The organism is Vibrio sp. S457-15, assembly GCF_000960545.1.
Classification (GTDB): Bacteria; Pseudomonadota; Gammaproteobacteria; order Enterobacterales; family Vibrionaceae; genus Vibrio; species Vibrio parahaemolyticus.
Map to the genome: position 1 here is coordinate 158,552 of NZ_JYOQ01000114.1, position 20,272 is coordinate 178,823.

The 20,272-nt window shown below is 45.6% G+C and carries 18 protein-coding genes, 1 tRNA gene and 1 riboswitch; of the genes, 13 read left to right on the forward strand and 6 right to left on the reverse strand.

The features are described from left to right. Nucleotides 1–2: 2 nt before the first annotated feature. From rsxD to UF05_RS09735, 5 genes are all read right to left on the reverse strand, one after another. On the reverse strand, nucleotides 3–1,049 hold the full coding sequence (gene rsxD, locus UF05_RS09715) for an electron transport complex subunit RsxD (protein WP_020841053.1): 1,047 nt from the start codon (nucleotides 1,047–1,049) through the stop codon (nucleotides 3–5). Continuing rightward, nucleotides 1,049–3,667: an electron transport complex subunit RsxC gene (rsxC, locus tag UF05_RS09720; protein WP_045545719.1), complete on the reverse strand. Its 2,619-nt coding sequence runs from the start codon at nucleotides 3,665–3,667 to the stop codon at nucleotides 1,049–1,051. Before rsxC ends, rsxD begins: the two co-directional genes overlap by 1 nt. An 8-nt stretch (nucleotides 3,668–3,675) precedes the next feature. After that, on the reverse strand, nucleotides 3,676–4,272 hold the full coding sequence (gene rsxB, locus UF05_RS09725; RefSeq protein ID WP_005480813.1) for an electron transport complex subunit RsxB: 597 nt from the start codon (nucleotides 4,270–4,272) through the stop codon (nucleotides 3,676–3,678). 3 nt (nucleotides 4,273–4,275) lie between these two features. Beyond that, the gene (rsxA, locus tag UF05_RS09730; RefSeq protein WP_005380762.1) at nucleotides 4,276–4,854 is read right to left on the reverse strand and encodes an electron transport complex subunit RsxA; all 579 of its coding nucleotides are present in this window, start codon (nucleotides 4,852–4,854) and stop codon (nucleotides 4,276–4,278) included. A 327-nt stretch (nucleotides 4,855–5,181) separates the two neighbouring features. Then, a tRNA-Asn gene (locus UF05_RS09735) sits at nucleotides 5,182–5,257 on the reverse strand. 587 nt (nucleotides 5,258–5,844) lie between these two features. Here UF05_RS09735 and uvrB point away from each other — a divergent pair. The 3 genes from uvrB to luxU all read left to right on the forward strand — a co-directional run bounded on the left by uvrB (nucleotide 5,845) and on the right by luxU (nucleotide 9,909). After that, nucleotides 5,845–7,875, forward strand: coding sequence for an excinuclease ABC subunit UvrB (uvrB, locus tag UF05_RS09740; RefSeq protein WP_005494496.1), 2,031 nt, complete (start codon nucleotides 5,845–5,847; stop codon nucleotides 7,873–7,875). A gap of 289 nt (nucleotides 7,876–8,164) precedes the next feature. Then, nucleotides 8,165–9,568, forward strand: a complete 1,404-nt coding sequence (gene luxO / locus UF05_RS09745; protein WP_045545720.1) for a quorum-sensing sigma-54 dependent transcriptional regulator LuxO — start codon at nucleotides 8,165–8,167, stop codon at nucleotides 9,566–9,568. A 2-nt stretch (nucleotides 9,569–9,570) separates the two neighbouring features. Continuing rightward, nucleotides 9,571–9,909, forward strand: coding sequence for a quorum-sensing phosphorelay protein LuxU (gene luxU / locus UF05_RS09750; RefSeq protein ID WP_005494498.1), 339 nt, complete (start codon nucleotides 9,571–9,573; stop codon nucleotides 9,907–9,909). 76 nt (nucleotides 9,910–9,985) lie between these two features. On the opposite strand, the gene UF05_RS09755 is transcribed toward luxU, so the two are convergent. After that, on the reverse strand, nucleotides 9,986–10,879 hold the full coding sequence (locus UF05_RS09755; RefSeq protein WP_005494500.1) for a YvcK family protein: 894 nt from the start codon (nucleotides 10,877–10,879) through the stop codon (nucleotides 9,986–9,988). Between the two features lie 173 nt (nucleotides 10,880–11,052). Then, a riboswitch (molybdenum cofactor riboswitch) is annotated at nucleotides 11,053–11,186 on the forward strand. Here UF05_RS09755 and moaA point away from each other — a divergent pair. From moaA to oppF, 10 genes are all read left to right on the forward strand, one after another. Next, on the forward strand, nucleotides 11,175–12,164 hold the full coding sequence (gene moaA, locus UF05_RS09760) for a GTP 3',8-cyclase MoaA (protein WP_005461510.1): 990 nt from the start codon (nucleotides 11,175–11,177) through the stop codon (nucleotides 12,162–12,164). (Overlaps the previous riboswitch by 12 nt.) A 101-nt stretch (nucleotides 12,165–12,265) precedes the next feature. Continuing rightward, nucleotides 12,266–12,778, forward strand: coding sequence for a molybdenum cofactor biosynthesis protein B (gene moaB / locus UF05_RS09765; RefSeq protein WP_005461494.1), 513 nt, complete (start codon nucleotides 12,266–12,268; stop codon nucleotides 12,776–12,778). A gap of 26 nt (nucleotides 12,779–12,804) precedes the next feature. Next, nucleotides 12,805–13,284, forward strand: a complete 480-nt coding sequence (moaC, locus tag UF05_RS09770; protein WP_005461493.1) for a cyclic pyranopterin monophosphate synthase MoaC — start codon at nucleotides 12,805–12,807, stop codon at nucleotides 13,282–13,284. Next, nucleotides 13,281–13,538, forward strand: coding sequence for a molybdopterin synthase sulfur carrier subunit (moaD, locus tag UF05_RS09775; protein WP_021484877.1), 258 nt, complete (start codon nucleotides 13,281–13,283; stop codon nucleotides 13,536–13,538). The genes moaC and moaD overlap by 4 nt, the downstream gene beginning before the upstream one ends. Before the next feature lies 1 nt (nucleotide 13,539). Beyond that, nucleotides 13,540–13,995, forward strand: a complete 456-nt coding sequence (moaE, locus tag UF05_RS09780; protein WP_045545721.1) for a molybdopterin synthase catalytic subunit MoaE — start codon at nucleotides 13,540–13,542, stop codon at nucleotides 13,993–13,995. A gap of 561 nt (nucleotides 13,996–14,556) precedes the next feature. Beyond that, entirely contained in the window at nucleotides 14,557–16,230 is a 1,674-nt protein-coding gene (locus tag UF05_RS09785) for an ABC transporter substrate-binding protein (protein ID WP_005461499.1), read from the forward strand. A gap of 132 nt (nucleotides 16,231–16,362) precedes the next feature. Beyond that, on the forward strand, nucleotides 16,363–17,283 hold the full coding sequence (gene oppB, locus UF05_RS09790) for an oligopeptide ABC transporter permease OppB (protein ID WP_005461536.1): 921 nt from the start codon (nucleotides 16,363–16,365) through the stop codon (nucleotides 17,281–17,283). A 15-nt stretch (nucleotides 17,284–17,298) separates the two neighbouring features. After that, the gene (gene oppC, locus UF05_RS09795) at nucleotides 17,299–18,201 is read left to right on the forward strand and encodes an oligopeptide ABC transporter permease OppC (protein WP_005482423.1); all 903 of its coding nucleotides are present in this window, start codon (nucleotides 17,299–17,301) and stop codon (nucleotides 18,199–18,201) included. A 27-nt stretch (nucleotides 18,202–18,228) separates the two neighbouring features. Beyond that, nucleotides 18,229–19,200 (forward strand): ABC transporter ATP-binding protein, encoded by a 972-nt coding sequence (locus tag UF05_RS09800; RefSeq protein ID WP_005482402.1) that lies wholly within the window; start codon nucleotides 18,229–18,231, stop codon nucleotides 19,198–19,200. Beyond that, complete coding sequence (gene oppF, locus UF05_RS09805; protein WP_017447834.1) at nucleotides 19,197–20,189, forward strand: murein tripeptide/oligopeptide ABC transporter ATP binding protein OppF; 993 nt, start codon at nucleotides 19,197–19,199, stop codon at nucleotides 20,187–20,189. The genes UF05_RS09800 and oppF overlap by 4 nt, the downstream gene beginning before the upstream one ends. Nucleotides 20,190–20,272: the final 83 nt, after the last annotated feature.

Here is a 20,272-nt window from a genome sequence, read left to right on the forward strand (position 1 = left end):
CCTCAGTGGCCGTAAGTTCTAGGTTTGGTGTAGTAGTCGATAAGCGGAACGCACATGTTGGCTAATAGAACCGCAAAGGCGACCCCATCAGGGAAGCCGCCCCAACTACGAATAATAAAGACAAGAGCACCGATTAGCGCACCAAAAATAAGGCGGCCTTTTACTGTGGTAGATGCCGATACTGGATCTGTCGCAATAAAGAACGCACCTAGCATGGTTGCGCCTGACAGCAGATGGAAGATTGGCGAAGCCGTCTCTCCCGGCGTGATAACGCTGAAAATAAGGCTAAACAGAGTCAAACTCGCGAGGAAGCCTGCTGGAATGTACCACTGAATGATGCGTTTTTTGATCATCACTAAGCCGCCAATCAGATAGGCTATGTTCACCCACTGCCAGCCGATGCCAGCCAAGCCACCAAAGATCGGCTGTGAAAGCACTTCACTAGGGGTTGCTCCCGTGTGAATACCTGTTTTAAAGGCATCCAGTGGAGTTGCCATTGTTACACCATCAACACCAGCGCGAACTTGTTGCAATGAAAGACCGTCATAATCAAAACCAGTGAAAATCAAAGAGAGGGTATCTGCGAAATTCACATGGTCTGGAATCAACAGTGTTGGTGCACTCCAACTGGTCATTTGAACCGGGAAGGAAATCAAAAGTACAACGTAAGCGACCATTGCTGGGTTGAAGAGATTCTGTCCAATGCCACCATAAAGGTGTTTGGCAATCACAATCGCAAAAATTAAACCAATAACTATGATCCACCACGGAGACCAAGGTGGAATGGCAACGGCGAGTAGCCATGCGGTGACAATTGCACTGTTGTCTCGTAACGCTCTCATTGGCGAGCGTTTACGAAAGATCATCACGAGTGCTTCAAGTGATACTGCAACGGCGATAGCAAAAATCAGCTGGATTAATGTGCCCCAACCAAAGTAGTAAGTTTGCGCTGCCAAGCCAGGGATAGCACATAAGGCTACCCATTTCATTAAGTCAGGCGTGCTGCGACGACTATGCGCATGCGGTGAACTGGCAATAAAAAACGACATTACTCGCTCTCCTCGGTATTATTTTTATTCGCGTCTTGTTGAGCTTTTCGTGCTTTTGCACGAGCAATAGCAGCAGCGACCGCGGCTTTCTTCGGATCTTCAGCTGGCTCTTGAGAAGCGGTTTCTTCAACAGGTTGAGATTCAGTCTCTTGTTGCGCTTTACGAGCTTTTGCACGAGCAATAGCAGCAGCGACTGCGGCTTTCTTCGGATCTTCGGCTGGCTTTTGAGAAGCGGTTTCTTCAACAGGTTGAGATTCAGTCTCTTGTTGCGCTTTACGCGCTTTACGCGCTTTTGCACGAGCAATAGCAGCAGCGACTGCAGCTTTCTTTGGATCTTCGGCTGGCTTTTGAGAAGCTGTTTCTTCAACAGGTTGAGATTCAGTTTCTTGTTGCGCTTTACGCGCTTTTGCACGAGCAATAGCGGCTGCAACTGCGGCTTTCTTCGGATCTTCAGTTGGCTCTTGAGAAGCTGTTTCTGCAACAGGTTGAGATTCAGTCTCTTGTTGCGCTTTACGCGCTTTTGCACGAGCAATAGCAGCAGCGACCGCGGCTTTCTTCGGATCTTCGGTTGGCTCTTGAGAAGCGGTTTCTTCAACAGGTTGAGATTCAGTTTCTTGTTGCGCCTTGCGTGCTTTTGCACGAGCAATAGCAGCAGCGACTGCGGCTTTCTTCGGATCTTCGGCTAGCTCTTGAGAAGCAGTTTCTTTAACAGGTTGCGATTCAGTTTCTTGTTGCGCCTTGCGTGCTTTTGCGCGAGCAATAGCAGCGGCGACTGCGTCTTTTTTATCTTCAGGCTTTTCAGATGCGCTTTCTTCGTGCTGAGCCTTTTTCGCTTTCGCACGTGCGATTGCAGCAGCAACTGCAGACTTTTTGTTATCTACATTGCTAGCAGGAGCTTCGCCTTGTTCTTTTTCTGCTTTACGTTCACGAGCAAGACGCTTGCGCTCTTCACGCAGTTTTGCCATTTCGGAGTTGTCAGGCTCAATTGCACCAACTTTTGCTGCTGCGGCTTGCTTCGCTTTTGCTTTGGCAATGGCAGCCGCGACAGCAGGTTTAACTGCTGGCTCAGCTTTATTATCTTCGTTCGATTTTTGTGCTTTAACACGAGCAATGGCTGCGGCGATCGCATCATCACCACCGGTTGACTTCATCTCTTTTCGACGGTCATCCGCGGCTTTCTTGAAGCGGTTCTCACGTTCTGCTTTTTCGCGCTCCATACGCGCTTTTTTCTCTTCGAAGCGCAGTTTCGCACGCTCTGCGGCTTCTGCTTCTTGAGTTCGAGTACGAATTTCTGCTTTTGCTTGGCGGTAATATTGCACCAGTGGAATTTCACTTGGACAAACAAACGCACAAGCGCCACACTCGATACAATCTTTTAGATTTAGTTCTTCTAGCTTGTCATATTCTTCGGCCTTAGCATGCCATTGAAGCTGCTGTGGCAGTAGAGATGCAGGACAAGCTTCCGCACATTGACCACAACGTATGCATTCCATCTCGTATTGATGAGCTGAAATCTCGTGACGAGTCGGAGCTAAAATACAGTTCGCCGTTTTGGTGATAGGAACCTGTGAGTGGGGCAGGGTAAAGCCCATCATTGGTCCGCCCATGATCAAACGCTGAAGTTTTTTATCGGCTTTGTACCCGAATTCGTCGAGCAGTGCTTGAACTGGGGTACCCAAGAGCGCCCATACGTTTCGAGGCTGTTTAAAGGTTTTACCTGTTAACGTAACGACACGTTCGATCATTGGCTCGCCATTGATGATAGCGCGCTTAATTGAGTATAAAGAACCGACGTTTTGAACCAAGATGCCAATATCTGCAGGGATAGAGCCGCTAGGAACTTCCTTGTTGGTCAGAATCTTTATCAGCTGCTTTTCACCACCCGATGGGTATTTCGTCGGGATTACTCGAATAACAATGTCCTTGTTCAGAGCGGCGCTTTCCAGCGCTTTAATGGCATCTGGCTTATTATCTTCGACACCAATGATCGTCAGTTTTGGCTTAAGGATATGTTCGACGATTTCGATACCCTGAATAAGCTCTTCGGCATGCTCCTGCATCAGTTTGTCATCGGCCGTGATGTACGGTTCACATTCTGCTGCATTTACAATCAGGATTTCTGTACGAGCAATGCCTGATTGGATCTTTTTCGCGGTAGGGAAGCCAGCACCACCCATCCCTGAAATGCCAGCAAGGCGAATAATGTCGATGAGTGCATCGGCGGATTCTTGAGTGTAGTCAGCGATAGGTGACTTTTCACACCAAGTATCTTGGCCGTCAGGAGTGATGACGGCGCACAATTCGCTCAAACCAGAAGGGTGAGCCACCGTTCGAGGCTCGATGGCAGTAATAGTGCCAGAAGTTGGCGCATGTACAGGTACTGTAAACCCAGTTTCTGATTGGGTTAAAGCTTGTCCTTTTAAAACGTGCTCACCAACAGAGACCAACAAGTTACCCGCTTTACCAATGTGCTGTTTCAGCGGAAGAATGATTTCAGCGGGAATGGATGCTCGCACTAAGTCGGCTTTATTGGATTGTTTTTTGTTTTCTGCCGGATGCACACCGCCTGGGAAGTCCCAAAGCGAGCCAGTACGAATTTGTTCAATCAAAGACAACATACGAAACCTTACTTAATTGAATCTTTCACGTTCGCTGCATCGCTGGCAGCATCCGTAATGTTAACCACTGGGATGGCGTTAAGTTGCCACTTCCAGCTATCAGTGGTGGTTTCCACAGGAATCATTTCAATACAATCGGTTGGACATGGCGCGACACACAAGTCGCAGCCTGTACATTCGTCTTTGATGACCGTGTGAACGGCTTTTGTCCCACCAACAATCGCATCAACAGGACAAGCTTGAATACACTTAGTACAACCGATACACATATCTTCGTGAATGAAGGCAACGGTCGGTACTTTGCTGTCTAGATCGTGTGCCGACTCTTCAGGTTCCACACCCATTAAGTCTGCGAGTTTTTCGATGGTTGCTTGACCGCCGGGAGGACACTTATTGATGTTGTCTCCATTCGCAATCGCTTCTGCGTATGGTCGACAGCCTGGATAACCACATTGGCCACATTGTGTTTGTGGAAGAATAGCGTCGATTTGATCCACGATAGGATCCGCTTCAACTTTAAAACGAATAGAAGCAAAACCAAGAATGGCACCAAAAATCGCAGCAAGCACAGCGAGTGCGATGATCGCAATTAAAATCGTACTCATTGTTTACTTCACCAAACCTGTAAAGCCCATGAAAGCAAGCGACATTAAACCCGCTGTGATCATTGCAATCGATGCACCTTTAAATGGAACAGGCACGTCAGCCGCAGCGATACGCTCACGCATAGAAGCAAAAAGGATCAATACAAGTGAAAAACCGACGGCTGCACCAAAACCATAAATGATAGATTCGATGAAGTTATGATTCTCATTGATGTTGAGAAGTGCAACACCCAATACGGCACAGTTGGTCGTGATTAGTGGTAAGAAGATACCAAGCAAGCGATAAAGGGTCGGGCTAGTTTTGTGTACAACCATCTCGGTGAACTGTACCACGACAGCGATCACCAAAATAAAGCTCATGGTTCTTAAGTACTCGATACCGAGCGGTCGCAAGATATAGCTTTCCACTAAGTACGCACACACAGATGCGAGGGTTAGCACAAAAGTGGTTGCTAACCCCATGCCTATTGCTGTTTCCAGTTTTTTAGACACGCCCATAAATGGACACAAGCCCAAAAACTTCACCAGTACAAAGTTGTTCACCAGCACAGTGCCGACCAACAACAAAACATATTCGGTCATAGTTATTACGTTCTTAAAATCCGATCCCAATATTATCGTGTTTTGTGACACCAATAACAACCAGTGAACGATGTGGTTTTATACACACGGCTGAAAAATAACCGTCAATGTGAGTTAGATAGATGAATTTGTATCTGAATTAATAGTTTGGTGAATAATTTGTTGGGGGAATGAGAGCTAACGAAAAGTGCGCGAGTCCTGAGTGGCCCATACGAACGATTGGGTTGGCCTCTGATACTTAGCAAGTGGATAGAAGTTTTAAGCCGATTTTTTGACGATTAAAAACGAAAAAAGCTCAGTTTTTCAACTGAGCTTTTTTCTTGAATTTGGCTCCCCCTGCAAGACTTGAACTTGCGACATACGGATTAACAGTCCGCCGTTCTACCGACTGAACTAAGGGGGAATTGCTTTGCTTGAAAGCGGGACGAATCTTACCGAGCACTAAAACTAGTGTCAACAGTAAAAAAATACATTTTTTTGAAAAAATTGTACTTAAAGCGCTTTACTTTTTTGTAGTGCTTGCCAGTAAAGGGCTAGAGTTACTTATCCACTAAAATTGTGGATAAGTGTGTTGATGAGATCTGAGTAAAGATCTCTCATATGCAACGCGGTTTGTTTTGTGTGCATTTTTAGTCAGTTTTATGCGCAAAATAGGCAAATGAAACAGTGATTTATTGAGTGAGTGGGTAAAATATTCAAAGTGGATAAAAGATGAGCTTTTGGGGATAACGAGCTTTTTAGAGAAGTTTTGGGGAAAAGTTGTGGAAACTATAAGTTGATATTAGAGGAGTGTTTATCAACTAGGGCGAAGTACTATATCAGAGCGACTCGAATAAGGCTATAGCCATATAGACAAAGTACAAAAATTATTAACAATGAGTGAGAAAAATCATTTAGGCATAGATTTCGTTTACTAAGGTGTATATATATACAGCGCAGAAGTGGTAACACAGCCTAACGTAGTAAAGGCAGTAAAGATTGAGGAAGGGTATGAGTAAAGTTTATGAACTGGTCTCTGAGTATCAACCATCAGGTGACCAGCCAACCGCGATTAAGCAATTATTAGAAGGCTTAGATGCGGGGTTGGCGCATCAGACGCTTTTAGGTGTAACGGGTTCTGGTAAAACGTTCACGCTAGCGAATGTGATTGCTCAAGCACAGCGTCCTGCAATTTTACTGGCGCCAAATAAAACCCTCGCGGCTCAGTTGTATGGGGAAATGAAATCGTTCTTTCCTAACAATGCGGTCGAGTATTTTGTGTCTTACTACGACTATTATCAACCAGAAGCGTACGTGCCTACAACTGACACCTTTATTGAAAAAGATGCGTCAGTGAACGCTCACATTGAGCAAATGCGTTTGTCTGCCACCAAAGCTTTACTCGAACGAAAAGATGCCATTATCGTCGCTTCTGTCTCGGCCATTTATGGTTTGGGTGATCCCGAGTCGTATTTACAGATGATGCTGCACTTACGCCGTGGTGACGTGATCGATCAGCGTGACATGCTTCGTCGCCTAGCGGAACTCCAATACTCGCGTAATGATGTCGCTTTTGAACGCGGTCAGTTCCGTGTTCGCGGCGAAGTGATCGACATATTCCCAGCTGAGTCTGACCAAGATGCTGTCCGTGTTGAAATGTTTGATGATGAAGTGGATTGCATCAGTGTGTTCGACCCATTGACGGGTGTCGTGAAACAAAGAGATTTGCCGCGTTACACGATTTACCCGAAAACGCACTACGTGACGCCCCGCGACCGTATTCTCGAAGCGATAGAAAGCATCAAAGTAGAGCTCGAAGTACGCAAGAAACAATTACTAGAGAACAACAAGCTAATAGAAGAGCAGCGCATTAGCCAGCGTACACAGTTTGATATAGAGATGATGAATGAGCTTGGTTTCTGTTCTGGTATCGAAAACTACTCACGTTATCTCAGTGGTCGTTCTGAGGGCGAGCCGCCTCCAACCTTGTTCGATTACTTGCCTCATGATGGTTTACTTATCATCGATGAGTCCCACGTGACTGTACCGCAGATTGGTGCGATGTATAAAGGTGACCGTTCACGTAAAGAAACTCTGGTTGAGTTTGGTTTCCGCTTACCATCGGCGTTGGACAACCGTCCTCTAAAATTTGAAGAATTTGAATCTCTTGCTCCGCAAACTATTTTCGTCTCGGCAACGCCGGGCAATTATGAGCTAGAGAAATCGGCAGGTGAAATTGCGGATCAAGTCGTGCGTCCTACCGGTTTGCTGGATCCAATACTCGAAGTTCGACCAGTCGCGACTCAGGTCGATGATCTGTTGTCTGAAATTCGTATTCGTGCCGCCAAAGAGGAACGTGTTCTTGTTACGACTCTGACCAAACGAATGGCGGAAGATTTAACGGAATATCTGCATGAGCATGATGTTCGTGTTCGTTATCTTCACTCCGACATCGACACGGTAGAGCGCGTCGAGATCATTCGAGACTTGCGCTTAGGTGAGTTCGATGTCTTAGTGGGTATCAACTTGCTTCGAGAAGGTTTGGATATGCCGGAAGTCTCGCTGGTGGCAATTTTGGATGCCGACAAAGAAGGTTTCTTGCGTTCAGAACGTTCACTCATTCAGACGATAGGTCGTGCTGCGCGAAACATTGAGGGTAAAGCGATTCTCTATGCGGATAGCATTACAAAATCGATGAAAAAAGCGATGGATGAAACCAATCGTCGTCGTGAGAAGCAGCAAGCGTACAACGAGAAAATGGGCATTACGCCGCAAGCGCTAAAACGTAATATCAAGGATATTATGGAGTTGGGCGACATTACTAAGTCCAAACGTCAACGCAATACTAAGCAAGTGCCACTGTCTAAAGTCGCTGAACCATCTCAAACTTACGAAGTGATGTCTCCACAACAATTGGAGAAGGAAATCAGTCGACTAGAAGCGGCGATGTACCAACATGCTCAGGATCTGGAATTCGAGCTTGCGGCTGAGAAGCGTGATGAAATAGAAAAACTGCGTGCGCAATTCATCGCGAATAGCTAGTTAACACGAAAAGCTGTTTCTAAAGAGATACTTGGAATAGGCAAAAAAAGAAGCCAATAGGCAGTCGGGTCTATTGGCTTGTTTTGTGAACATATCGTTCACTAACAACGTCAGTTGGCTAGGTGACCCGAGGGGTCGCTAATATATCAGCATGCTTTATGCCACTTTTTAACCTATTGATATCGTTTTTGATTCTATTATCATTAACCGTAACTTTGCTAATGTTATTTGCAAAATGCAAAGCGTAATGCGATTATTGTTTAAAACACAACAAAATATTAGCTAGGTTATGCAACAAAAAACTGAAGGCCAAAAATCTCGTTACCTTCTGATGGTTGAGGATACAGCATCGGTTGCGGCGTTATACCGCTCGTACCTCACGCCGTTAGGGATCGACATTAATATTGTCGGTACTGGTAGAGATGCCATTGAAAGTCTCAATCATCGAATTCCAGATCTTATTCTTCTCGATCTTCGTCTGCCTGATATGACGGGGATGGATGTTTTGCACGCCGTTAAAAAGAGTCATCCAGATGTGCCGATCATTTTCATGACGGCTCATGGCTCTATCGATACAGCGGTAGAAGCGATGCGTCATGGCTCTCAAGACTTTTTGATCAAACCGTGTGAAGCAGACCGTCTGCGTGTTACGGTCAACAACGCAATTCGCAAAGCAACTAAGCTAAAAAATGAAGCAGATAATCCGGGTAATCAGAATTACCAAGGTTTTATCGGCAGCAGCCAAACCATGCAGCAGGTCTATCGCACCATTGACTCTGCCGCTAGCAGTAAAGCGAGTATCTTTATTACTGGTGAAAGTGGTACGGGTAAAGAGGTATGCGCAGAAGCCATCCACGCTGCAAGCAAACGTGGTGATAAGCCGTTTATTGCCATCAACTGTGCAGCCATACCTAAAGACTTAATTGAAAGTGAACTATTTGGTCACGTAAAAGGGGCATTTACTGGTGCGGCAAATGACCGTCAAGGTGCCGCTGAGTTAGCCGATGGTGGCACGTTGTTCCTCGATGAATTGTGTGAAATGGATTTGGACTTACAAACCAAATTATTGCGATTCATCCAAACCGGTACGTTCCAGAAAGTGGGCTCTTCAAAAATGAAGAGTGTGGACGTGCGTTTCGTTTGCGCGACCAACCGAGACCCTTGGAAAGAAGTTAAAGAAGGACGTTTCCGCGAAGACTTATACTACCGTTTATACGTGATTCCTTTGCATCTTCCGCCTCTTCGCGAACGTGGTGAAGATGTGATTGAAATTGCGTACTCACTGTTAGGCTACATGTCCCACGAAGAGGGCAAAAACTTTGTCCGCTTTTCTCAAGAAGTGATTGATCGCTTTAACAGTTATGAGTGGCCGGGTAACGTCCGACAACTACAAAACGTATTGCGTAATATCGTGGTGCTCAACAACGGCAAAGAAATTACGTTAGATATGTTGCCACCGCCGCTGAATCAGCCGTTAGATAGGCCATCTGTATCTAAACTGATTGAGCCAAAAGCGATGACTGTTTCAGAGATCATGCCGCTATGGATGACAGAGAAAATGGCGATTGAACAAGCGATTGAGGCGTGTGACGGTAATATTCCAAGAGCCGCTGGGTATCTTGATGTCAGTCCGTCAACGATTTACCGCAAACTACAAGCATGGAATGGTAAAGAAGAGCGGCAGAAGGTGTAAGCATGACGATATTGAATCAACAAAAAATAGATGAACTGTCGATGGAAATCGGCAGTGATAACGTGCCTGTTTTGCTCGATATTTTTTTGGGTGAGATGGATACGTACATCGACAACTTGTCGCAGTTAGAAGGTTCAGAGCGCTTAGTGTATTTGAAAGAGATCAGCCATGCGCTAAAAAGCAGTGCTGCGAGTTTCGGAGCCGACAGTTTGTGTGAGTTAGCGATGTCTATCGATAAAAAAGCCAAATCTGGTGAGTTAGTTGAACAGGGTAGTGAGGTTCACACTATGCTTGAACGCTTGAATGAAACACGCGACGCGTATCGCTCTTGGACTCAATAAAGCCTTTACTTTTTAAACACAAAGCCCTTCCATATTGGAAGGGCTTTGTCGTATCAACGTTGGCAGTCTCAAGTGGCTACTTAGTGAGTAGTTGGTTTTCTATCGCTGCTTTCAACTTATCTCGGTCGTGACGCCAATCTCGGTTGGTTGAGGCTAATGATTCGGTAACGACGTTCCATTGTTCCAACACTTTCTGGTCCGTTTCTTCGGCAAGGACGACATCGATTCTTCGTCCTTGGCACGCACGTTCACACCATTCCAGCTTTTGCGCCATCGACATTCGACCTGCTGGGCCGTATTCAGGGCTGAGGTTAGCAACGAATATCACCTTCGCTTTTCGGTTTGCTGCAATGGCTTTGCCCAGCTCAGGCAATAACAGTGGCGGCATAATACTGGTGAGGAAACTGCCTGGGCCAAGAATGATTGCATCGGCTTCTGCCAGAGCAGTAACGGCTTCTTTAGTGGCTGGAACTTCTGGTGAAAGATCTAAGCGACGTAAGTCGGTTTCCATCTCATCCACATTGGTTTCACCTGTGACCCATTGACCGTTCACTGAAAGCGCAGACAAATCCGAAGGGTGCTCTGACATTGGCAGAATATTGACATCAACCTTAAGCATGTTTCGGATCAGATTGATTGCATCCAGCGGTCGAACCGACAAGTTATCCAATGCTGTTAGCATCAAATTGCCAAGGTTGTGGCCGTCTAGCTCTCCCGTACCTTTAAAGCGGTATTCGAACATCATCGAACTGATAGATGGTTCAGTGATTAGCTGGTTGATGCAGTTTCTGGTGTCTCCCCAAGCGATGCCACCTTGGCAGTGACGAATACGCCCAGTTGAACCACCATTGTCGGTTGTGGCAACAATGCCCGTAGCATTGCTGCCAAAGTCTTTTAAAGCGGCTAACATTCGACCTAAGCCATGACCACCGCCAACAGCGACCACTTTCTTATCCGTATAGATATTCATTACGTTCTTCTAATAATGTTGTAAAAAACGGCTACAATTTAACTTAATGAGTGTCCTAACGGTACTCACTAAGCGGTAATTTGTGTCTCTAGAGAGTTTTTTATCACTCAAGTCTGGATTCCATTACAAATATTAAGTATTTTACACCGCAAAGCTATCAGGGGTTATCCCTCTGGTTGCCATAACTCCGAGCTCACTATGCTAAGTCCGAGGATAAGCATTTTGAGCCAGTGACATACTGTCACAAGGGCATGATTGGAAATGGCCATGCCTCCCGTGTTTGGAAAGGTGTTCCGTGGCGCAACAATTCGAAGACAAATTTCATCGTAAGTTTTATTACTTGCGTCTGTCTGTGACCGACGTATGTAATTTCAAATGTACCTATTGCCTTCCTGATGGTTATAAACCATCGGGCAACAAAAACTCGTCTTTTTTATCTCTTCCTGAAATCAAACGGGTCGTAAAAGCGTTTGCTGATTGTGGCACGTCAAAAGTGCGCATTACTGGCGGTGAGCCAAGCTTGCGCAAAGATTTCACTGACATCATTCATTCTGTCGCAACGACGCCAGGCATCAAAAAGGTGGCGACGACGACCAACGGCTACAGAATGGCGAAGCAAGTTGCAGACTGGCGTGAAGCCGGTTTAACAAACATCAACGTGAGTGTAGATAGCCTCGACCCTCGAATGTTCCATCAGATTACGGGTGAAAATAAGTTCACCGAAGTCATGAATGGTATCGAGCGTGCGTTCGAAGTCGGTTATGAGCAGGTCAAAGTTAATGTGGTGTTGATGAAAGATCTGAACCATCACGAGCTACCCGCATTTCTTAACTGGATCAAAGACCGTCCAATCCAATTGCGCTTTATTGAGCTAATGCAAACGGGCGAGATGGATGACCTCTTTTCAAAGCATCATGTTTCTGGTGTTGCGATTCGTAATCAACTGATTGCGAACGGCTGGTTACTGAAAGTGCGTTCGCACAATGATGGCCCCGCTCAGGTGTTTGTTCACCCAGATTACAAAGGTGAAATTGGTCTTATCATGCCGTATGAAAAAGACTTTTGTGAAAGCTGTAACCGTCTGCGTGTTTCTGCGCTGGGTAAGCTGCACCTTTGTTTGTTTGGTGAACATGGCGTGGAACTGCGTGATTTGTTGGAGCGTGATGACCAAGAAAACGAGTTGATTGAACGTATCCAATCGCAGCTGCAAACAAAGTCCGTAAGCCACTTCTTACACGATGGCAATACTGGTATGACGCCGCATCTTGCGTCTATCGGCGGCTAACTTTATTCAATTTTTAGAGAGAGCTTGGTGCTAAGCTGGCTCTAACTTTTTCCGAATCGATACCAAGCGTATCAAAGCTAATTTAGAGAATAGGTGAACAAATGGGTCACGCTGAAAGCAAATTTCAACCTGCAAATATTGCCGTTCTAACGGTATCTGACACACGTACTGAAGAAAACGATACCTCTGGTCGTTACCTTGTTGAACACGCTCAAGAAGCGGGTCACAACGTAGTAGACAAACAAATCGTTATTGATGACATGTACAAGATCCGCGCGATCGTTTCTCAATGGATTGCCGATGAAAACGTCCAAGCTATCATGATCACTGGCGGTACAGGTTTTACCTCACGCGATAGCACGCCAGAAGCACTTAAGCCTCTATTTGATAAAGAAGTTGAAGGCTTTGGTGAGTTGTTCCGTATGGTGTCGTATGAAGAGATCGGTACGTCTACTATTCAGTCTCGTGCGATTGCAGGTTTTGCTAACCACACCGTGATCTTCGCAATGCCAGGTTCAACGGGTGCGTGTCGTACAGGCTGGACAAAAATTATTAAACAGCAGTTGGATGCAAGTCATCGCCCTTGTAACTTCATGCCACACCTATCTGTATAACCTTTCCTAAAAGCGAAGGAAAAACAATGACCCAATTTACACACATTAATGCATCTGGCGAAGCGAACATGGTCGATGTGTCTGCAAAAGCAGAAACCGTGCGTGAAGCTCGCGCTGAAGCATTTGTACACATGGCTCCAGAAACCTTGCAACTTATTGTCTCTGGCCAGCACCACAAAGGTGATGTGTTCGCAACGGCTCGTATTGCTGGTATTCAAGCAGCGAAGAAAACATGGGATTTGATTCCACTTTGTCATCCGCTACTACTTTCTAAAGTTGAAGTTCAACTGGAAGCTATCGAAGCAGAAAACAAAGTTCGCATCGAGTCTGTATGTAAACTTGCGGGTAAAACTGGTGTCGAAATGGAAGCGCTCACTGCAGCTTCTGTTGCTGCACTAACGATTTACGATATGTGTAAAGCAGTACAAAAAGACATGGTCATTGGTCAAGTTCGTCTATTAGAGAAGACGGGTGGCAAATCTGGACATTTCAAGGCGGAATCATGATTAAAGTACTTTTCTTTGCTCAAACCCGCGAGCTAGTGGGTATCGACAGCGTTGATTTGGACGACCAGTTTGATACGGTCGAAGCCGTTCGCGCACATCTTGTCGAAGCGGGCGCAGAAAAAGCAGGCAAGTGGGATTTGGCGCTTGAGCCAGGCAAGCTGCTTGCTGCAGTGAACCAATCGATCGTCCCACTGGATACACAAGTAAAAGCGGGTGACGAAGTCGCGTTTTTTCCACCAGTAACGGGAGGCTAAGATGGATCCTCGTGTTTCTGTACAAGTTGAAGACTTTTCTGTTAATCAAGAATATCAACGCTTGTCGGAAGGTACTGCTGCTGGTGCGGTCGTGACCTTTATCGGTAAAGTCAGAGATATGAACCTTGGTGACAACGTGATTGGCTTGCACCTAGAGCATTATCCGGGGATGACGGAAAAGAGCTTGAGCGATATTTGTGATGAAGCGGAAGCTCGCTGGCCACTGCTTGGCGTGCGTGTGATTCACCGTGTGGGTGATATGGACAGCGGCGACCAAATTGTATTTGTGGGCGTTTCCAGTGCGCACCGCGGCGCGGCATTTGATGCGTGCGAGTTCATTATGGACTACCTGAAAACCAAAGCACCGTTTTGGAAAAAAGAGCGCACAACTAACGAAGATCGTTGGATTGAATCGCGCGACACCGATCATCAAGCAGCGCAGCGCTGGGAAAAATAGAACCAGCTACTCGTTTTGACAAAGAATAAAAAGCTAAGTGTTAATCGCACTTAGCTTTTTTTGTATTTCGCTATTTGTTCAACCATATTGAAACGGTTCAATACTGCGATTCTTATCTTCGAAAACACCCGTGTTTTATCTCGGTGATATTGTTCACAATAAAAAATATCGAGCAATATATAAACGATTATTTGTTAGACTTCGTTTGTCACAAATGTTAAATGATATGCGAATATCTAGCATAAGATGCTATCAAATAGTTTAAATTCAGAGTAATCGAAAGTTTTGGCTGCTAAATGTCAGTTACAGTCTTCATTTTACTAGTGAATGCTTTTGTATTGGAGTTTATTGCTAGATATGTGCGGTTATTACAGAATTATTAGTTTTTTTGCTACATTTTTATGGCAAATTACTTCAATGATTGCTAATGTGTGCCGCAGTCTCTGTAAGGTTTTAGGCTTTTGTGCTCAGAAAGTGCACTAAAAAAATCTAAAACGCTGACCGTTCCAGTCCCTTATAGAGAAGTCATGGATGCTAACGAAAAAACTTGGAGTTTTACGCATGTATAAGAATAAAATCACGCGCGCTTTATTTATTGGTGCTGGTCTTTCTCTTGCCCTAGCGGGTTGTGGCGACAATAAGCCAGAAGAAAAACAGGCGGCTCAGCCGGCACCTGCACCAGAAGCAAAAACTGATTCTTCAGAACCGAAACTAGCAGCAGTTCAAGAATTGGTGCGTGGTAACGGTACAGAAGTTGCGACAATAGACCCTCACAAATCTCAAGGTGTTCCTGAATCTCACGTGATTCGCGATCTACTTGAAGGCCTAGTAAACCAAGACGCAGACGGTAACACTATCCCAGGTGTTGCAGAGTCTTGGGAAACTGAAGACAACAAAACATACACTTTCCACCTACGCAAAGACGCGAAATGGTCAAACGGCGATCCTGTAACAGCAGGTGACTTCGTTTACAGTTTCCAACGTGCTGTCGACCCTGCAACGGCTTCTCCATACGCTTGGTACATGGAATACACCAAGATGAAGAATGCGAAAGACATCGTTGCTGGCAAAAAAGACAAGAGCGAGCTGGGTGTTAAAGCTGTGGATGACCACACTCTAGTGGTAGAGCTAGATACAGCTGTACCTTACTTCGTGATGATGATGGGCCACACAACAGTGAAGCCTGTTCACCAAGCGACAGTAGAGAAGTTCGGCGATCAATGGACGAAGCCAGAGAACTTTGTTGGTAACGGTGCTTATGTTGTTGACAACTGGGTTGTGAACGAGCGTCTAGTATTGAAGCGTAACGAGCAATACTGGGACAACGAAAACACCACACTAGAGAAAGTTACTTTCCTACCGATTGAAAACCAAGTTGCAGAAATGAACCGCTTCCTAGCGGGTGAAATCGACTTCACGAACGAACTGCCAACAGAGCACTTCAAGCGTCTGAAGAAAGAGCACCCACAAGAAGTATCTGTGACGGGTAACCTATGTACTTACTACTACATCTTCAACACGAAGAAAGCTCCGTTTGATGATGTACGTGTTCGTCAAGCTATCTCTTACGCGATTGACCGTAACATCGTAACTGATGCGATTTTAGCTCAAGGTCAAAAACCAGCTTACTTCCTAACGCCAGAAATCACAGCAGGTTTCAACCCAGAAATTCCTGCTTACGGCAAAATGACGCAAGAAGAGCGTAACGCAGAAGCGGCGCGTTTATTGGAAGAAGCAGGCTACGGCGCAGATAATCCACTTAAGTTTAACCTTCTTTACAACACGTCTGAGAACCACAAGAAAATTGCGGTTGCTCTAGGCTCTATGTGGAAGAAAACACTTGGTCTAGATGTAACGCTAGAAAACCAAGAGTGGAAAACATACCTATCAACAAAAGACTCAGGTAACTTCGAAGTTGCTCGTGCTGGTTGGTGTGGTGACTACAACGAAGCTTCGTCATTCTTGACTCTAATGATGAGCAACAACACCACTGGTGGTATTCACTACGACAGCAAAGAATATGATGCAATTATGAATAAAGCGTTCAGCTCTACGTCAAACGAAGAGCGTCAGGCGCTTTACCTAGAAGCTGAGAAGCTAATGGCGAAGGATATGCCAATTGCACCTATCTACCAGTACGTGAAATCACGTCTACTATCTACGAAAGTGGGTGGCTTCCCATCAAACAACGCGGAAGAAAAGATCTACTCTAAAGATCTCTACATCACTGAGTAAATCTTCAATCAGATAGAACTATAAAAATTAGGCTCTGCATGTGAGAAATTGCATGTAGCGCCTATGTTCAGTCCAAAATAAATCGGACTATTCTTTTTCATTTAAATTGTCACAGACTGAAAGAGTGAGTTTATGCTTAAATTCATCGCAAAAAGGATATTTGAGGCGATCCCAACAATGTTGGTTTTGATCACCGTATCTTTCTTTCTTATGCGTTTTGCACCGGGAAACCCTTTCTCGACAGAACGTCCACTACCGCCAGAAGTTATGGCGAACATTGAAGCGAAATACGGCCTTGATAAGCCAGTATTCGAGCAATACACAACGTATTTGACCAACGTTCTGCAAGGTGATTTTGGTCCATCGTTTAAATACCTAGATTACACCGTAAACGAGTTGATCGCCGTTGCTCTGCCAGTGTCAGCGAAAGTGGGTTTTATCGCCTTCATCTTTACGTTGATCATGGGCGTGACGGTCGGGACGATAGCGGCTCTCAAGCAGAATACGTGGGTTGACTACACCATAATGTCGACCGCGATGCTTGGTGTGGTTATGCCGTCGTTCGTATTGGCACCAGCTCTGATTTACCTATTCTCTCTACATTGGCACATTTTCCCTGCGGGTGGTTGGCAAGATGGTAGCTGGCAGTTTTTAGTGTTGCCGGTTATTGGTATGTCATTACTTTACGTTGCAACGTTTGCCCGTATTACTCGCGGTTCAATGATTGAGACACTAAACAGTAACTTTATCCGCACCGCTCGTGCTAAAGGTCTGAGTTACCGTTACATCATCATCAAACATGCTCTCAAACCAGCACTTCTTCCTGTTGTTTCTTACATGGGTCCTGCTTTCGTAGGCATCATCACGGGTTCTGTTGTTATCGAAACCATCTTTGGTTTGCCGGGCATCGGTAAGCTATTCGTTAACGCTGCATTTAACCGTGACTACTCGCTAGTAATGGGTGTAACCATTCTGATTGGTTTCCTATTTATCTTATTCAACGCGATTGTAGATATTCTACTTGCAATGATTGACCCGAAAATTCGCTACTAACAGGGAAGTTTGGTTATGTTGACGAAAAAAGAAAACCTAGAAGCGATTGAAAAATTCTCTGAGAACTTAGAGATTGAAGGTCGCAGTCTTTGGCAAGATGCTCGTATCCGCTTTATGCGTAACAAAGCGGCGATGGTGAGCTTATTTATTCTTGTTTTAATGACGTTGGCGGTAATTGTTCTGCCGATGATCGCTCCTTATGCTTTTGACGATACTGACTGGTATGCAATGCACGTTGCGCCAAACTCTGAACACTGGTTTGGTACCGACAGTCTTGGTCGAGATTTGTACGTGCGTACTCTAATCGGCGGCCGTATCTCGCTAATGGTTGGCGTGATGGGTGCATTCGTAGCGGTATTGATTGGTACACTTTACGGTGCGGCTTCTGGCTTCATTGGCGGTAAAGTTGACCGCATTATGATGCGTATTCTAGAAATCTTGTACGCTGTACCGTTCATGTTCCTAGTTATCGTACTTGTTACCTTCTTCGGCCGTAACATCATTCTTATCTTCGTTGCGATTGGTGCAATCGCCTGGTTGGATATGGCGCGTATCGTACGTGGTCAGACACTCAGCCTACGTAGTAAAGAGTTCATCGAAGCGGCGCATGTTTGTGGTGTAAGTAATTGGAAGATCATTACTCGCCATATTGTACCGAACGTATTAGGTATTGTAGCGGTTTACTCTACGCTTCTAATTCCGAGCATGATTCTGACCGAATCATTCCTATCATTCCTTGGTCTTGGTGTTCAGGAACCAATGACAAGTTGGGGCGCACTTCTACAAGAAGGTGCACAGACAATGGAAGTAGCAATTTGGCAGTTGGCATTCCCAGCGGCGTTCATGGTTGTGACTCTATTCTGCTTCAACTACGTTGGTGACGGCCTGCGCGACGCGCTGGATCCAAAAGACAGATAATTAAAAGATAAGATTAAGGAAGCAATGATGAGCTTATTAGATGTCAAAGATCTGCGTGTCGAATTTACCACCCAAGATGGTATCGTAACCGCAGTAAACGATTTGAACTTCTCTCTGAAGCAGGGCGAAACTCTCGGTATCGTGGGTGAATCTGGTTCAGGTAAATCACAAACTGTATTCGCAATCATGGGTCTACTGGCGAAAAACGGCAAGATCTCAGGCAGTGCGAAATTTGAAGGTCGAGAAATTCTTAACCTTCCAGAAAAAGAGCTGAACAAAGTTCGTGCAGAACAGATCGCGATGATCTTCCAAGATCCGATGACCTCGCTAAACCCATACATGAAAGTGAGCGATCAACTGATGGAAGTGTTGATGCTGCATAAAGGCATGGGCAAGTCAGAAGCGTTTGAAGAATCTGTTCGCATGCTTGAAGCGGTAAAAATCCCTGAAGCTCGCAAACGTATCACCATGTATCCGCATGAATTTTCAGGCGGTATGCGTCAGCGTGTAATGATTGCGATGGCGCTATTGTGCCGTCCTAAACTGCTTATTGCTGATGAACCAACAACCGCGTTGGACGTAACCGTTCAGGCACAGATCATGGACTTGTTGAACGAGCTGAAATCCGAGTTCAACACGGCAATCATTATGATCACCCACGACCTAGGTGTTGTTGCTGGTTCATGTGACAAAGTGCTTGTGATGTACGCAGGTCGTACGATGGAGTACGGCAACGTAAACGAAATTTTCTACAACCCAAGCCACCCTTATGCGGAAGGTCTGTTAAAGGCGATCCCTCGTCTGGATACAGAAGGCGAAATTCTGCCAACCATTCCTGGCAATCCACCAAACTTACTGCGTCTACCACCGGGCTGCCCTTACCAAGAGCGTTGTCATCGTGTGATGGACCGCTGTAAGCGTGAAGCACCAATCTTGACGCCATTTGGTGATGGTCGTCAGCGTGCATGTTTTTCTGAATGGGAGGCTTGGAACAAATGAGCGCAGATAAAAAGTTAATTCTGGATGTATCTGATCTGAAAGTTCACTTCAGCATCGCATCAAAATCAGCGTGGCCTTGGTCAAAACCTTCCAGCCTAAAAGCGGTAGATGGCGTAAATGTGCGCCTCTACGAAGGGGAAACGCTTGGCGTAGTAGGTGAGTCGGGTTGTGGTAAATCGACCTTCGCACGTGCCATCATTGGACTTGTTGAAGCGACCGATGGCGAAGTGGTTTGGTTGGGCCAAGACCTCACCAAAATGAAAGATGTACAGCGCCGTGAAACGCGTAAAGAAATCCAGATGATTTTCCAAGATCCTTTGGCTTCTCTTAACCCGCGTATGACGGTTGGCGACATCATCGCTGAGCCGCTAGAAACGTTCTACCCAGAACTGTCTAAGCAAGAAGTGAAAGACCGCGTTAAAGAGATGATGGCGAAAGTTGGTCTATTGCCAAACGTAATCAACCGTTACCCGCACGAATTCTCAGGCGGTCAGTGTCAGCGTATCGGTATTGCGCGTGCGCTTATTCTTAAGCCTAAGATGATCATCTGTGACGAACCAGTATCGGCACTGGATGTTTCTATTCAGGCTCAAGTCGTTAACCTTCTGAAAGAGTTGCAAAAAGAGCTAGGACTTTCTTTGGTGTTTATTGCGCACGATTTGTCAGTGGTGAAACATATCTCTGATCGTGTTCTCGTGATGTATTTGGGTAACGCGGTAGAGTTAGGCGAAGCGGATGCGCTATTTGCAGACCCTAAGCACCCTTATACGCGTGCGCTGATGTCGGCGGTTCCAATCCCAGACCCAGAGTTAGAACGCAATAAAACCATCCAAATGTTGGAAGGGGATCTGCCATCACCAATCAATCCTCCTTCAGGTTGTGTGTTCCGTACTCGTTGCCCTCAAGCGACAGAAGAGTGTGCAAAAACCAAACCTACGATTGAAGGTACAGACATTCACGCAGTCTCTTGTATTCACGTGAGCGTGTAACCAACCAAATGTTAGGTTAAGTAAATTCAGCCTGTGACGGGCTTAAGCGCGATTCCTTTTAATAGGGTCGCGCTTTTTTTATG